This is a genomic window from Microbulbifer mixtoriginis (SeqCode) (assembly GCF_052467235.1).
This window is the reverse complement of sequence record NZ_CP174305.1, coordinates 848,632-864,115: the sequence shown is the minus strand read 5'-3', so window position 1 is coordinate 864,115 and position 15,484 is coordinate 848,632. Positions and strand designations below refer to the sequence as shown.

9 protein-coding genes and 1 tRNA gene are annotated in these 15,484 nt (G+C 49.5%); 6 read left to right on the top strand and 4 right to left on the bottom strand.

Going from position 1 to position 15,484, the window contains the following annotated elements:
• Positions 1–53 precede the first annotated feature (53 nt).
• From ACJJIO_RS03825 to ACJJIO_RS03810, 4 genes are all read left to right on the top strand, one after another.
• Positions 54–2,033: an acetoacetate--CoA ligase gene (locus ACJJIO_RS03825; protein WP_444910194.1), complete on the top strand. Its 1,980-nt coding sequence runs from the start codon at positions 54–56 to the stop codon at positions 2,031–2,033.
• Between the two features lie 108 nt (positions 2,034–2,141).
• Complete coding sequence (locus tag ACJJIO_RS03820; RefSeq protein WP_252082736.1) at positions 2,142–2,522, top strand: hypothetical protein; 381 nt, start codon at positions 2,142–2,144, stop codon at positions 2,520–2,522.
• A 130-nt stretch (positions 2,523–2,652) separates the two neighbouring features.
• Positions 2,653–4,488 (top strand): autotransporter assembly complex protein TamA, encoded by a 1,836-nt coding sequence (locus tag ACJJIO_RS03815; protein ID WP_444910193.1) that lies wholly within the window; start codon positions 2,653–2,655, stop codon positions 4,486–4,488.
• A complete protein-coding gene (locus ACJJIO_RS03810) occupies positions 4,488–8,516 on the top strand; it encodes a translocation/assembly module TamB domain-containing protein (RefSeq protein WP_444910192.1) in 4,029 nt (1,342 codons plus the stop codon). Before ACJJIO_RS03815 ends, ACJJIO_RS03810 begins: the two co-directional genes overlap by 1 nt.
• Positions 8,517–8,753: 237 nt before the next feature.
• Here the strand turns inward: ACJJIO_RS03810 and ACJJIO_RS03805 are convergent, their stop codons facing one another.
• The 3 genes from ACJJIO_RS03805 to ACJJIO_RS03795 all read right to left on the bottom strand — a co-directional run bounded on the left by ACJJIO_RS03805 (position 8,754) and on the right by ACJJIO_RS03795 (position 11,250).
• Positions 8,754–9,356, bottom strand: a complete 603-nt coding sequence (locus tag ACJJIO_RS03805; RefSeq protein ID WP_444910191.1) for a hypothetical protein — start codon at positions 9,354–9,356, stop codon at positions 8,754–8,756.
• Positions 9,357–9,707: 351 nt separating this feature from the next.
• Entirely contained in the window at positions 9,708–10,286 is a 579-nt protein-coding gene (locus ACJJIO_RS03800; protein ID WP_444910190.1) for an HD domain-containing protein, read from the bottom strand.
• 106 nt (positions 10,287–10,392) lie between these two features.
• Positions 10,393–11,250, bottom strand: a complete 858-nt coding sequence (locus ACJJIO_RS03795) for a M90 family metallopeptidase (RefSeq protein ID WP_444910189.1) — start codon at positions 11,248–11,250, stop codon at positions 10,393–10,395.
• A 738-nt stretch (positions 11,251–11,988) separates the two neighbouring features.
• Between ACJJIO_RS03795 and ACJJIO_RS03790 the strand changes: the two genes are divergently transcribed.
• Positions 11,989–12,753 (top strand): substrate-binding periplasmic protein, encoded by a 765-nt coding sequence (locus ACJJIO_RS03790; protein ID WP_444889715.1) that lies wholly within the window; start codon positions 11,989–11,991, stop codon positions 12,751–12,753.
• Between the two features lie 199 nt (positions 12,754–12,952).
• Here the strand turns inward: ACJJIO_RS03790 and ACJJIO_RS03785 are convergent.
• Positions 12,953–13,029, bottom strand: a tRNA-Arg gene (locus ACJJIO_RS03785).
• Between the two features lie 368 nt (positions 13,030–13,397).
• Here ACJJIO_RS03785 and ftsH point away from each other — a divergent pair.
• Entirely contained in the window at positions 13,398–15,356 is a 1,959-nt protein-coding gene (gene ftsH, locus ACJJIO_RS03780) for an ATP-dependent zinc metalloprotease FtsH (protein ID WP_252082722.1), read from the top strand.
• The last annotated feature ends 128 nt before the right edge of the window (positions 15,357–15,484 follow it).

The window sequence follows — 15,484 nt, the reverse complement described above, 5'->3', positions numbered from 1 at the left end:
CTGGCGAAGGTCAAACAATCACCAAGAATAATGAATCTACAAGGTCTGCTGAGATGAAGGACAACGCACAAGCCCTTTGGCAACCGAGCCCCAAGGCCGTAGCCGCCACCCAGATGGATGAGTTTCGTCGCCTGGTTAATGTGAAACACCAGCTGCAGCTGGAAGGCTACAGTGCGCTTTACCAGTGGTCTGTAGAAGAGCGTGAGGTCTTCTGGAGCGACTTATGGGATTTCTGTGAAGTGCAGGCCAGTGCGCGTGGAGAAGAGATCTTGGGCCGCGACAACATGCCGGGTGCTGAGTGGTTCCCCGATGCACGACTCAATTTTGCCGAAAACCTGCTGCGCTACCGCGACGATAAGACGGCTTTGGTTGAGCGCCTGGAGAATGGCAGCCGCCGCCGGCTCAGCTACGCGCAGCTGTACGGTCGGGTAGAACGCTTGGCTTCAGCCCTGGCCAATCAAGGCATATCCGAAGGGGATCGTGTAGCTGGCTTTATGCCGAATGTGATGGATACCGTAGTGGCCATGCTGGCAACCACCAGTCTTGGCGCTATATGGACTTCCTGTTCGCCGGATTTTGGTATCAATGGCGTGTTTGATCGTTTCGGCCAAGTAGAACCGAAGGTGCTGATCGCCTGCGAAGGTTACTTCTACAACGGCAAAGTGATTGATTCCCTGCCGCGATTGCGCGAGATAGTGGCCCGTATCGACTCCATTGAGAAGCTGGTAGTGGTGCCTGTTGCCCGCTCGCAGGAAAAAGCGGCTCAGGTACTAGCAGCAGAGCCGCTGGATAAAGCGGTGTTGCTACAAGAGTTCGAAGCCACAGCACCTGAGCGCGAGCTTACCTTTGTTCAGACTGCTTTCGATCACCCCCTATACATCATGTATTCCTCAGGAACTACTGGGGTGCCGAAGTGTATTGTGCACGGGGTGGGTGGCACCTTGCTTCAACACCTGAAGGAGCATCGCCTGCATTGCGACTTGCGTCGTGAGGATTCCCTATTCTACTTCACCACCTGTGGCTGGATGATGTGGAACTGGCTGGTAAGTGGCTTGGCTTGTGGTGCAACCCTGGTGCTGTTCGATGGCTCTCCCTTCTATCCAGAGGCTAGGAGCCTGTGGGATATGGCGGATGAGGAGGGCATCAGCGTATTTGGCACCAGTGCCAAGTATATCGCCGCCTTGGAAAAGAGCGGATGTAAGCCCCGCGAAAGCCACAAATTGGAGAAGCTGCGCGTGGTACTGTCTACAGGCTCGCCACTGGCTCATGAAGGCTTTCTATATGTCTACCGAGATATAAAGGAGGATCTGTGCCTGTCTTCTATTTCTGGAGGCACGGATATTATTTCCTGCTTTGCCTTGGGTAACCCTGCGTTGCCAGTTTATGCGGGAGAACTTCAGTGTCGAGGATTGGGCATGGCTGTGGAAGTCTGGAATGACGATGGCAAGCCGGTAACTTCAGAGAAGGGGGAGCTCGTGTGTGCCAAATCTTTCCCTTGTATGCCGATCGGTTTCTGGAATGATCCCGATGGGGCGAAATATAACAGCGCTTACTTCGAAAATTGGCCGGGAGTTTGGGCACACGGCGACTATGCAGAAATTACTACCCATGGAGGAGTGATTATTTACGGTCGTTCCGATGCGGTACTGAATCCCGGTGGCGTGCGTATTGGTACTGCCGAGATCTATCGCCAGGTAGAGAAAGTTGAGGAGGTGCTTGATAGCATCTGTATTGGTCAGCAGTGGCAAGACGATGTACGGGTTGTACTGTTTGTGGTGTTGCGCGAGGGCGTAGAGCTGAATGATGATCTGGTGCAGAGAATCCGCTCCACCATTCGCGCTAATACGACCCCACGCCACGTACCCGCCAAGGTGATTCAGGTGGCCGATGTTCCGCGTACTATTAGTGGAAAAATTGTTGAGTTGGCGGTTCGCAATGTCGTGCATGGTAAGGCGGTTAAGAATAAAGAAGCTCTCGCCAACCCAGAGGCTCTGGCACTCTATGAAAATTTGCCAGCCTTGGCGGAAGACTAAAGAGATTAAGGGGGGAGGGCGCGTAGACGGGCGTCATTTTGTTTGACTCGGTTCTGCGCTACCCTTGCCCTGTAGTAATACCAATAAATTCAAGGCAGAAGAGCAAGTATGGTTACCTATCTCTACTGGGCAGCGGTTATCGCTCTGGTTATTCTCTCCCTCTTTGCTGGTAGCCGCATGGGCAGCTTGAAAATTGGCGCCATTGTGGCTGCAGTTTTCTTCTTTGCAGGCTGGCTGGCTTATTACTTCCACTATGAACAGGTCTTTGTAAAACGCTTCGGTGGTGTGATGCGTATTTCTGTACCTGACGGTTACCGGCATATTGGCGCCACCTGGAAAGAGGATAACCTCTGGATCGAGAACTACGACCCCAAAACCAATCAATGTATTTTTACTGAATACTCCAAGGGCAATATTCTCGAGGGACGGGTGATTATCAAAGACTGTAATCCGTTACTTGGCAGCCCGAGCACTAGCAGCCAGCCATAAACCATTTGCTTTCTCTCCGCCGGCGATTAAAACGGGACTATTAGCTATATCGTCTCTCGTCGGCAAACTCTACCCGGGCAATATCTGTACCGGGTCATTATCAGGTGTGAAGGGATGGATACCCGGGAGTATGCGGACTAGCCGCCGTAGTCAACGGATTAATATTTTGCGAGTTCTCTTTGCCTTCCTGCTTGTCGGTTTTGTATTACTGCCCTTCCAGCAGGCAGTAGCCATTCCTTTTTTTTCCAAACTTCCAGCTTTTTCACTGTATGTGCAGGGCGACCCGCAATTGCAGGAAAAATTGACTAAAGAGCTCAATGAGTTGCGTAAGAATAGTAGCGCCCTTGAGAGTTATGAAAACCTGCGGGATGTCGCTCATTATGAGCGTGGAAATCTGGAAAAATTACTGCGCGCTGAGGGGTATTACGATGCTACTGTACGGGAATCGGTGCAGGGTAGTGAAATTATTTACCAAGTAATTCCCGGTCCTCAGTATTTGATTAAGAGCCTGGATATTGAAATGCCCGCGAATCTGCGGGCGGGCTTTCCCGGCTTGCCTATTTCTATCGGCGATCCATTACAGGCAGATGAGGTACTCGAAGGTGTGCAGACCATCACCAGGTACCTTAATGAAAATGCCTGTCTGCTCAATGTCGATGTTACCTATCAAGCTACAGTGATTCACCAGGAGGCAGCTGCACGTTTGGTGTACCGTGTGGCACCCAGTCCAGAGGTGTTGGTGGGTGAGGTAGAAATCCTTGGTGCCACTTCTGTTGAAGAAGACTATTTGCGCAGTAAGTTGAATATTAACCCTGGGGATTGTTTCAGTCGCAGTAAGCTGGATGCGGCTCAATTGCGTTTATTGCGCACTAATTTAATTTCCAATGTAACTCACCAGATATCAGAGCCCTATAACGGTCTGGTTGATGTCATCTTTATTGTGCAGGAGCGCAACCACCGCACTATTACTTTGGGGGTGGGGTACACCTCTGATGAGGGCCCCGGTGTATCTGCCAGCTGGGAACATCGCAATATTTTTCACCGTGGCGAAAAGCTGGAAGTGGAAAGTAAAGTGAATAAGGTCAAGCAAACTCTGGAGAGTAAGTTGACCATACCGCGTTTTTTTAGGGATAAACAGCGCTTTACTGCGAGTGTGGCCTTAACCGGTGAGGATGTAGACTCCTACAGTTCCAAGGCCTTGACCCTTAAGGGGCTGGTATCGCGCAAGCTGAGTAAGCACCGTACCATCAGTGGTGGGGCTGAACTGAAATTCAGCCGTGTGGATGAAAAAGTAGATGGTGCTGTGGAGGATGGGGACCCGGATGAAAATTATCATTTATTGGCGTTCCCGTTGGGTTTTAAGTTAAACACAACAGATAAGCCTCTGGATGCCCGTCGTGGCGCCACCACAGCACTGGAGATTAAGCCCTATGTGGATCTCAAAAATAACAGTACTTCTTTTGTCAAAAATATCCTGCAGTTAACCGCTTATAAAACGGCGCTATCGGCGCGCTACGAACCAACTTTAGCATTGCGTATCAAGGCCGGCGCCATTACTGGCGCACCCAATTTGGAACTGCCGGCGGATGAACGCTTTTATGCAGGTGGGGGTGGTTCAGTACGAGGCTATGGGTACCAGGAGTTGGGTCCACGTATTGTTGAAATTAATGAGGACGGCCAGGAATCCCTGTCCGATGCGATCGGTGGGCGCGGCCTCAGCGAAATTTCAATTGAAGGGCGTTTCCGCTTTAGTGAAACTTGGGGCGGAGTCCTGTTTCTCGATGGAGGAAATGCCTATGAGAATCCACGCCCTAACTTCTCTAACCTCTTCTGGGGGGCGGGATTTGGTGTTCGCTACAATACCTCCTTCGCTCCTATCCGCTTTGACTTAGCCTTTCCTCTGGATAGGCGCGACGGAGTAGATGATCACTACCAGGTCTATGTCAGCCTGGGGCAGGCATTTTGATGTCCAGATGGAGTGTATTGGCTCTGGGCTTTGCTGGCGCACTGCTAGGTTTTTTGCGAGGCTTTTTGCGGGGGTTGTGGCGTTCCCTCGGAGCCGGGGGCTACCTGATCACGGGTCTGGTGCTATTTATTCTGCTTTCATTAATTTACTTTCTAGGCACAGAGCAGGGGCGGGTTAATTTGACCCGCACGGCTTTTTACGGTGCAGAACAGGTAATCAACGGCCTTACGATTGAGGCTGAAGGGATTGGCAGCGAGCGCCTCGGGGCCTGGTTTTTTGAACGTCTTCGGGTCGATTTTGAGAACAATACCCTGGCAGAGGGAAGCCAGCTGGAGTTTCAGCTACAGAGTTTTTCCAGTAATCCAGTCAATATTGAGCGTATCGCCGCCAAAGATTTTCTGCTGAATCTCGATGTGCTGGATGAATTACTTAAATCCTTGACTGAAGCAGAGCAAGAAACTGCACAAGTAGTAGAGGATGAGGCGGACACAGTAAAAACCTCCAGCTGGGAAGCCCTGTTGCCGAGTTTTCGCTTAGGAGAGTTAAAGCTTGAGCGATTGCAGTTAATTAGCAGCAAAGTCAGCGATATTCCAGCGCTCTCTGTATCCGCTAATAGCCTGTATCGCTGGGAGGGGCAGCCCACTCAGTTGCAGCTGGAAGTTCGCGAGTTAAAAGGCGGTGATCTGCAGTTTATTGCCGAGGGGCGGGAGCAGCAGCCGGGGCGGTTTGTTCTGGACTTTTCGGCCAGTGAAACAGCTCAGGGCTTTGTGGGTCGCCAGCTACACCTGCCGAAAGGGCAGGCATTGGATACACGTGGCACAATTGCTCTGCGCCGTCGCGATGAGCAGGTACAGATCGATATAGAGTCTATTTCCATTCCACTTTCCCAGCATCAATTGGCATTGACCGGTAGCCTGCTAATTGACCTTTTTCCCTGGCGCATTCACTCCGAAGGTATTTGGTTGCAGGTGGATGGGCGGCGCAGCACTGTTTCAGGCAGTATTGGTGCAAATGAGATCAGTGCTGAGCTTCACCTCAACCGCCTGCCAATTACCCTCTCCCGCCCTTGGCAAGAGCTATTACCCAGTGGCTGGTTTAGTGCTGATTTAACCCTATCCGGTACACTGCCACTACCCAGTATCTCTGGTCAGATTGAGCTGAATAGTCACTATCGGGAGCAGCCACTGAGTCTGCTGGGTGAGGTGAATACTGATCAGGGGGTTATTCTGTTGGAGTCCCTTCGACTGGCGTTTGCCGGTGCGCAAATTCGTACGGCGGGCGCTATTGATACCGACAACAAGTCCCTGGACATCAATGTAGCGGCGCAAGAGCTGGGGGTTGAAGAGATTCGTCGATTGCTATCTGCTTTACCGCAAACAGAAGCACTAAAAATCCCCGATGACTTCTCTGGGACCCTGCATCAACTTCAGCTACAGATAAAAGGGCCCTGGGATAAACCGGTTTTTGATGGGGATGTGAGTGCTGTTACCGCTTACCGAGGCCTACAAAATGAGTTGACGGGCAAGGTGAAGGGTAATTTACAGGGGCTGACAATTACTGATCTGAGCTTGGTGGGGGAAAAGCTGAATGTATTCGGTGGCGGCTCGGTGGATATCGAGGCAAAAATACTGAATTTGCAGCTGCATTTGGATATTCGCAACCTCAGCCCTTACGAAGATCTCGGATTTGTCTCTGCACAGGGGGTTAGCCTGGGTTTAAAGGGGCTGCTGGGTGTCGAGGGCCCTTGGTCTAATCCCTACTTGAATGCCAGCCTGGAATCCGATGGTCTGGTTCAAGAATACCGCTATAACCTGAAAGGTGATGCCAGCGGAAACCTGGAAAAAATTGACCTGCAAGGCTTGCGACTGGAACTCTTTGCCAACGGCACTATGAACTACTTTGGTTCACGACAGTTTCAGGGCCCGCAATCGCCAGTGATTATCCCCGGTATCGCCAAGGGCGCGGTACAGCCTGAGCAGAGCGCGAGTCGCCTGACAGCCCTGGCCGAGGAAGCACAGCGTCTGGGGAAGCAGGGCGTCGTATTGGTGGAGGCGCAGGGAGTAATTGAGCCTAAACAGGACCAGCTCCAGGTGGGAGTGAATGTGCGTAACTTACCCTTGAGCTTGGTGGAAGTGTTTGGAGCAGTATTGCCCAGTACTATGGAGGGTGAGCTGAGTCTGGATGGAGAAATTAGAGGGGCGCTTACTAACCCGGAGGTAAGGGCCAGTGTGCTAGCGCAGGGCGGTTACCGCTATGAGCCCTGGGTGCTGCAGGGCGCTCTGGATTATGCCGATAAGAGTTTGATTGTTGAGGGGCTGGAGTTTTTGTGGGCGGGACGTAACCAATTGTCGGTCCATGGCAGCCTCAATGAACAACGTCTGGACCTGCAAGTTTTAGGTAGGGCTTCTCTGGAAGATCTCTCCCGTGAGGTAGCATTTAATATCCCCGATCAAGGGGATATCTCCCTGCATGTGAGTATTACCGGTAGCCCACGTCAGCCACAGCTTGAGGGCGATCTGCGTCTCAGCGGCTATATGCCAGGCAGGGAAAAAGGGCGGGTTCAGGTACAGCCGCTCTCTATGGCCCTGGAGTGGTATACCGAGGGCGCTGAGTTGCAAGTGTCTCTGGTAGCTGATCATGGCAATCGACGCGCAGTAGATAGCAGCGCTAGCCTGCTTATTACACCCATCATGGAGCGATTGTTCGCAGATAACCCATCTGGACCTATAAGTGATGTTCCCCTGCAGTTAGTCAGTGATGGTACTGCAGACTTGTCTGTGGTTGCGGAGTTTATGGACCCCAGGGTAAATGTTATGCGGGGCCTGTTGAGTTTCTCTGCTGATGGTGCAGGCACGCTTGGCGCGCCCCGGCTCAATGGTGCGATAGAACTCAGCGGGGCCAGCTATGAGCACCGGCCCAGTCACACGCGCATTGCCGATATCGATTTTTATATGCGCCTTACACCAGAGGAATGGCGTATTGAGCGTGGCAGTGCCACTGTTGTGGATGGCGGTACGATTAACCTGGGAGGAGCGGTGTTCTTCCCTGAGCAGTCACCACCACAGATGAGCCTCAATTTAAACCTGAATAGAGCACACTTGTTAAATACTCCGGGGGTGCGCGGTGCCATCTCGGGAGAGGCAATTCTGTCCGGCTCCAGCCAGGATGCGGAAATTACCGGGCGCTTTACTTTACGTCCATTAGCGGTACAGATTGAACAGTGGATCGGTAGCAGTGTTCCGGAAATCCAGGTGGTAGAAGTCCAGGTGGATGGCCCACAAGTGGAGCGCGCTCCACCGCTACTCAGTAAGATTAGTTTGGGAGTGGAAGTGGTTTTAGACCAGCAATCTTATGTGCGTGGTCTGGGGCTCAATTCCCAACTGCGTGGTCAGGTGGATATTCGTGGAACTGCGGCCAAACCCGAGGCTTCAGGAAAGCTGACCATTGTGAGAGGTAGCTTTGATCTACTAGGTAAGAAATTTAATTTGCAGGAAGGGGAGATACGCTTTGAAAATAACGAAGTGGCTGTATTTGTCGAAGGCGTTTACAAATATAGCGACGGTGAAATCACAGCAAATATTTCTGGTTCTGCAACAGATATGGATATTACTTTCAGCTCTGATCCCTCAGCTTCCCAGGATGAAATCTTAGCTCAGCTGTTGTTTGGTAAGTCCTTGTCAGATATTTCTCCGCTGCAGGCGGTGCGTTTAGTGAGTGTGGTTCGCAGCTTGCAAACCGGACGTGCTGTGTTAGACCCGGTAGCCAAAACCCGGGAATTGTTGCGGCTGGATACTCTGAATATTGAGCAAGAGGAAGGTGATGAGGGGGATGAGTATGCTCTGAGCCTGGGAAAATATATTACCAACCGTATCTATGTAGAGTTGCAACGTAGTACTGATCCCCTAAGCCCCTGGCAGGCAGAAATGCAGATAGAGATAGGCGAAGACCTTAATCTGGAGTTTAAAACAGCGGACGAGGGCGATAGTGGCTCCGGTAGTGTGGAATTGCAATGGAAGAAGGATTATTAATTTACAATTATTAAAAGTTATCAATAAGAATGAAAGGGCTTGCTTTCGACTTGGCGGCTGATAACTCGCTTTATTTAAGTCTTTTCGTAAAAAGAACTTTTGGCTGGATCATAGAATGATTCAATTATTTTATCGGTTTTTTGAGATTTTGATATTCTCAAAGACTATATATAAATGGCTGAATTACTTTCTTTTTGCTTTTTTATGGGGAGTGGTAAGGGATGTTCAGAGTTGAGCCTACTCTTTAGAAGGCCTCAAGTGTTTAGTGATTAGCATATTTGTAACCTCTAAAGTGCAGCCCTCTCTTGGTGGGTGATTAACTCCCCAGTTGTCAATAACGATCATCATCGACTTATCAAAAATAGTCGGGCCTTTCTCGCGGTAAGCATGCCAGAGTTGATTAGTGTTTTCACACTTTGTCGCTGAAGGGGCACACACTCGAATGTCCCATTGATAAGTGCCGCTTTTGGGTCCTGAGAGAACTTGGCTGGAAGTAAAAGTGATATGCTGGCTAGTGCCACTATCGACTCTGATGGCGCCATGTTGGTTGATCCACTCTGCCTGCTTGGGGCGACCTCCCCAATTGGAGGCTAGGTCACCGGGGCCATTGGGGCCCATTGTTTCTACAAAGTCCACTTCTCGTTCCCCGCCGCTCCAACATCCCCCTGATTCTCCACACCAGGGGAACATGTATACAGCAATCCACTCGGTTGGGTTACATTTGCCCGCAGGAATAGAGATCTTGAAATCTATCGCAGCAATTTCCTCCATCTGTATGTTTTTATTGCCACATTGGACAGCTGTGGTATAGGCACAAGCCCCCTTGCTATTGCGCCGCATTATGATCGTTGCCGATCCGTCGATACTACTGGGTTGGAAGTCAATTTGGGTGCACCTATTGTATTGAGCAACCTTATCATCCTGATGGTTAAATAAGGGTTGGCAGTTAATAGGCGAATTGGCTGATGCGGTGTGGAGCAAAAAAAGAATAAAGGCTCCGAGGATTGGCAGGGCTACTTTTGGCACGATTTATATTCCAGAAGGAGTTGGAAACTATTCAGATATTGGTAGCAATCAGGGGAAGCTATACAAGAATGGTATTGATTGTAGAACAGGCTAAGGTAGTTGAGCATTACCCTGTGGGAAGCCCATGGCTCAAATTTATATGCTTGATCCTATTCAGGTAGGCCCTTACTTGAGGATGCCATCTTTGATTGCCCCCTCTAGCATGCTACTAATCTCAGACCAAAGTTTTTCACTACCCTTTCCAATACGTGCGTTTAAAGAAAATATTTGATCCTTGGTGATGCCGTATTGTTTCCAACTGTGTCCCTCACCATAAATGTTATGTAGTAGGGGAGGGATTCGGTCAATGGCCTTGGCAAATCGGGCGTCAGCCGTTTCTCCAGACTCGAATTCCTCCCATAATTTCATCAATTCTATATTCATACTTCCAGGTAATAATGATAATAGTCGTTCTAACCCTTTCTTTTCTTTAGTCTTTGTCTCGTTTGTTTCCCCTGAGTAGATTATGGTATCCCCTGTATCAATTTCCCCAAGATCATGTATTAGTAGCATTTTTAAAACCCGGTTTATATCAATTGGGTCATTTGAATAATCTTTCAAAATTAGCGCGCATAGACAGACATGCCAGCTGTGCTCTGCGGAGTTTTCGAAGCGATTCAATCCAACTGGTTTTGTTTTCCGTTGAACGTCTTTGAGCTTCTCTATTTCGATAATAAAGCTAAGCGCTTTCTCAATTGCTTCCATTGATACTTCCTGGTATTAGTTTTCTGGAATTATGCTCGATATCATTTTTCTTTTATAAGCTGCCACTAGCTTATTGTATTTCTATGTTGAATTTAACGAGAAAGAGTTATAGCCCTGGAGAACTATCTGCTTTTCCTCCGACCAGTGTTGCTGGGTCCAGTCGATAGAAGCGGCTCAGTTCCCTGTAGAGCTCTGGATGTAGGGAGCGCATAGCAATGGAGATGGTGTAAAAGCTCTCAGTGGCTACAGCAAAAAATTCAGCGGGCGATTGGGCTCCATATAAATCCAGCACGGAAGGACTGTCACCGGGGAGCTGGCCAAATTCAGCTTTTTGGCGCAAACGATGGAATTCCTGGCTCATTACTGCAGCCCAGTTGTCGCCATCGTTGGACTTCTCAAAGAGTGGGCGGCCATCAAAGTAGCCATCTTCCTCATCTACTTTATGGGCAAATTCATGTAAAGCGACATTGTGTCCTCGCTGAGGGAACTCTAAATCTTCCTCCAAATCACCCCAGGAGAGCACTACGGGGCCGCGATAGTGTGCCTCGCCTTCCCGTGCGCTGTGCTTGTGGGTCTCTATATAACCCTCTCTGTGAGTTTCCTGGGCAACGTAAGTGTCCGGATAGAGTAGTAAGGTGTAGAGGTTGGGGTAACACTCGTTTTTACGACCCAGTAGTAGAAGGCATGCATGGGCGGCGATCGTGACTCTCATTTTTTCATTCACTTGTAAGCCGTCGCAGCCGACAAATTCTTTGTCATGAAGAAAAAGTGCGATATTTCCACGTAGTTCTTTCTGCTGGCCACTATTTAGATAGTGATATAGAGGAAGTGCTTCCTTGAGAAGCTGTAACTGCTCCTGAGTCAGTACTTGTGCACGTCGATAGTTGATGCGCCAGCGGCGATAAAGAATCGGTATTAACCAAATTGCCAGGGCGAGCAGGATAATTGCAATAAAAGCGCTCATAGATTATGTGCCTGCTGTCTGGCTGAATTATTCTCGTCTATAGAAAAAGTTTCACAGGTCGTACCTTGGTGGTACTTTATTTGTTTCTGCCGTTTATTGAATACCCAAATAGAGGGTGGCTTGCAGAACTCATAGAAATTTTCCTGCCGATCGGTCCGATAAAGACGTAACCGAAGGGGGTCGGAGAGTGTTATGTATTTATGATCTTGACTGTGAGCTATCCACTTGCAGTTTTTCTCCATCTGTACCATTGAGGCTATCGATTTAACATTAAAGCTGCGACCAGACTTTCTTACTTCTCGAAACTCAATGTTCAATAGTGAGTCTAGGATTGTCAGATTATTGCGATTATCTGTATTGTGTAGAGTTCTTTTATATTTAGTGAGTTGTTTCTGAATCGATACCATACTGGCTGGCCTTTGCTTCAGTCTCTTTGGGATTCTAGCGGGGGGTATAAACCTGGTTGAGCAAAATACAAGTTTGACTTTGCAGTTCTCAGGAAAAAGATTGATGTTGAGAGTTTTTCAATAGGGGTCTATAGCCATACCGCTTTACTATTTTCTGAGTTGGGGGGATTACGTGCCGTTTTCAAGTTCTTTGGCTAGAAAATATGTCTGGCATAGGGGGTGGCTGAGTATGAGTCTGTTTCTATGGTGGAAAGATGCGACTTGATAAATAGCTATTCGGTGTCAACACTTAGGGCGTCTGGGTGATTTTTCTGTCGCTTTGGAGATGGTTATGCGTATGCGCTCCGTTGTTGTTTTTCTCGGGTTGATGTTCGGTGTTCTTGTTCAGGCGGTTGCCCAATCGGGCGGCACACCCTTAAAGGTGGCAATAGCTGGCGATGCTCCCCCCTATGTGATCAACAATGCTACCAGTGGCTTGGAGGTCGATATTGTACGGGAAGCGCTGCCTGGGTATTCGGTGCAGTTTGAACAGATGGGTTTTGCAGAGACAGCCCCAGCCCTTGAGCAGGGTAAAGTACAGGCAGCTGTTAATGTGATGAAGAAAGATGATGGTCTTTTTTACTCTAATAACATGATCAGTTTTGCCAATTACGCGATTACCAAAGCTACCGATAAAATGAAAATTGATAGCATTGCTGATTTGGCCGGTAAGAAGGTGATTACTTGGCAGGGAGGGCCTATGGATTTAGGGCCGGAATTTGAAAAGATGTATGGACCCAATGGTACGCAGCGCCAGAATATTATTCAGGCTCCAACAGCCCCCGATCTTGTCGCTCAATTTTGGAAAATGAAAGACGTGGTGGCGGTTGTAGATATGGAGCTGTTTAAGCATTTGAGTAATAAAATGGGACATAAAATGGATCAGGTTAATCTTTTCCCGATCTTCGTTCCAATGACCGATTTCCGTGTAGGGTTCCGTGATCAGAAGGTGCGCGATGATTTCAATAGTGGGCTTGCCAAGCTGTGCAGCAGTGGCCGCTATCAGGAGTTGTTGAAGAAATATGATGTTGTACAGAAGGAGAACATCTGCAAGTAAGCAGGTGTGAGAATCTCCGTATTGTACGGCGAGTGAAGGGGCCTCGGTTGTTATCAAGGCTCTTTCAATTTTTCAGGGACTAGCCAAGCTCGGCTATCTTGCCAGCTAACTTAGCTGAAGGTTGTTAGCTATAAGGTAGGTAAAAAGTCAGAAAAATAAAAAGGGCCTGTAACTTCTTGCGTTACAGGCCCTTTTTGTATGGCGCGCTCGGGAGGATTCGAACCTCCGACCGCCTGGTTCGTAGCCAGGTACTCTATCCAGCTGAGCTACGAGCGCGTTATGGGTGCGAACTATAGTCAGTTGATTTGCTTAAGTCAACTGCTTTTAAGGAAAATCCTTTAAAAATCCGCAACTTATCGAACTTTTTCGCCCCTTGGCGCAGGGCCAGAGAGTTCGACAGGGCGCGAATTTTGCCGCGTGGAACGAGAGTTTGCAAGTTCTTTTTAACAATAGTTGTTACAGGCCTTTAGGAGGGGTTGATTGAGACCGCTGAGCGCCGCCCTCATTCGTTAGCCCGAGGCTTTATGGGCCTATACATATGCCGGCTCAGCATAGTTGGCGGAGAACTATACTGATTGTTCCAGCATAAAGGGACTGCGCTTCAATTTTTGGATAGTAGGCTACCCCAATATCAGTGAGATCTTATGGCAATGGCGGATGAAGATGAGAAAGGGAAGAAGTTACCTGCCGAGGAGCCAGGTTCCCCTCTCTCTGGCCAGTCTCAGCAGAGTCCACTTGGTTGGCTGCAGTATGTCGTACTCCTTTTCCTGGTGATCCTCACTCTTCAATACTGTTCGAATGGGCAGTTTGGTTCAGAAAGAGAGGTTTTATCTTACAGTGACTTTAAGAGTGCGCTAAGCAAGGGGGAAATTGCCAGTGTACTTTTTGAAGGACAGCGTATCACTGGAGTCTTCAAACAAGTAGCCAGTAAGCAGCCCGAGGGAAAGAGTGAGACTAAAGATAAAGCCCAGAAGCCAGAAGAAAAACGCTTTGAGACGACCATACCCCCGGTGCAGGACCCAGAGTTAATGCCCTTACTGGAAAAGCAGCAGGTAATAATTGAAGCGGAATCATCCCAGGGCGGATTTTGGCAAAGGATGGCGATCTTGCTGTTGCCGTGGGTTTTGATAATTGCCTTGCTGGTTTGGTTGGGGCGCCGGATGCAGGCCCGAATGGGCGCCATGACCCCAGGCAATCCATTCAGTTTTGCCCGGTCACCGGCCAAACGCTATGAACGCAGTGAATCCGAAGTGACTTTTGCTGATGTGGCTGGCCTTGCCAATGCCAAGAGGGACTTGCAAGAAATAGCCGGATACCTAAAAGACCCTGAACACTACCGTAAACTCGGGGCAAAGATTCCTCGCGGTATTCTGCTGATGGGCCCCCCAGGTACAGGCAAAACATTGATGGCCAAGGCTTTGGCAGGAGAGAGTGATGCTCCCTTCTTCAGTATCAGTGGTTCGGAGTTTATAGAGATGTTTGTCGGTGTCGGGGCATCGCGGGTGCGGGATATGTTTGCTGAAGCCAAGAAAGAGGCTCCCGCAATCATTTTTATCGATGAAATTGATTCAGTAGGGCGGGCGCGCGGCACGGGTCTGGGAGGGGGACACGATGAACGTGAGCAAACCCTGAATCAGATTCTCGGCGAGATGGACGGCTTTGATCCCCAGGAGGCGGTGGTTGTGATAGCGGCAACCAACCGTCCCGATGTGTTGGATGCGGCACTGCTTCGCCCTGGACGCTTTGATCGCAAGATCACCCTGGATTTACCGGATAGGCCTGCTCGAAGGGACATCCTAAGTATTCATACTAAGAATGTCCCACTACATGGGGAGGTCGACCTGGAGCGCTTGGCTGCCTTAACGGCGGGTTTCGCCGGGGCGGACTTGGAAAACCTGATTAATGAAGCCGCGTTGTTGGCGGGAAGGCAAAATAGGACAGCCGTGGATATGGATTGTCTGCTACAGGCCAGGGACAAAGTAGTACTTGGTGGCGAACGGGAAGTGATAATGGGGGAGGAAGATCGAAAGACGGTTGCCTATCACGAGGCTGGCCACGCCCTCACTGCGATGCTACTACCCCATGCCGATCCGTTGGAGAAAGCCACTATTATTCCCAGGGGACACAGCCTCGGGGCAACAGAACAGATTCCACTAGAAAATCACCACAACATGAAAGTGAGCTACCTGCGTGATCGCATCGGTGTGATGTTGGGGGGTAGGGTGGCTGAGCAGGTCGTGTTTAATGAAGTCAGCAGTGGGGCAGAGTCCGATTTGAAGCAGGCCACCCGCTTGGCCCAGCATATGGTAACGCACTGGGGTATGAGTCAGAAACTTGGACCCGTGGCCTTTCGGCGCGGGGAGGAGCATATCTTTCTTGGTAAGGAAATGGCGCAGCAAAAAGATTTCAGTGAGCATACTTCTGAGATTATTGATGACGAAGTCATCGCCCTGGTCAGCGCAATAGAGGCGGAAGTCCAGAATCTTCTACAGGGCCATCGCAAGGAGCTCGATGCCCTGGCACAAGCGCTACTAGAAAAAGAAACCCTCGATGCTTCTGAGATGCATCAAGTAATCACACTTGGGGGCAAAGCAGACTCTTGATCTGCAAGCGGGTAAGGGACTGGATGCATCCTAGCGCTGAATTTGCAGTTGACGAATTGATAAGGCATTGCTGGCCAGCTTACCAGTGGGTCGTTTGCGATGTACTAATAAGGTGAAAATAATTTGTT

Coding starts and splice junctions, on each gene's coding strand:
- ACJJIO_RS03825 (WP_444910194.1), top strand. CDS start 54: ATGAAGGACAACGCACAAGCCCTTTGGCAACCGAGCCCCAAGGCCGTA.
- ACJJIO_RS03820 (WP_252082736.1), top strand. CDS start 2,142: ATGGTTACCTATCTCTACTGGGCAGCGGTTATCGCTCTGGTTATTCTC.
- ACJJIO_RS03815 (WP_444910193.1), top strand. CDS start 2,653: ATGCGGACTAGCCGCCGTAGTCAACGGATTAATATTTTGCGAGTTCTC.
- ACJJIO_RS03810 (WP_444910192.1), top strand. CDS start 4,488: ATGTCCAGATGGAGTGTATTGGCTCTGGGCTTTGCTGGCGCACTGCTA.
- ACJJIO_RS03805 (WP_444910191.1), bottom strand. CDS start 9,356: ATGCGGCGCAATAGCAAGGGGGCTTGTGCCTATACCACAGCTGTCCAA.
- ACJJIO_RS03800 (WP_444910190.1), bottom strand. CDS start 10,286: ATGGAAGCAATTGAGAAAGCGCTTAGCTTTATTATCGAAATAGAGAAG.
- ACJJIO_RS03795 (WP_444910189.1), bottom strand. CDS start 11,250: ATGAGCGCTTTTATTGCAATTATCCTGCTCGCCCTGGCAATTTGGTTA.
- ACJJIO_RS03790 (WP_444889715.1), top strand. CDS start 11,989: ATGCGTATGCGCTCCGTTGTTGTTTTTCTCGGGTTGATGTTCGGTGTT.
- ftsH (WP_252082722.1), top strand. CDS start 13,398: ATGGCAATGGCGGATGAAGATGAGAAAGGGAAGAAGTTACCTGCCGAG.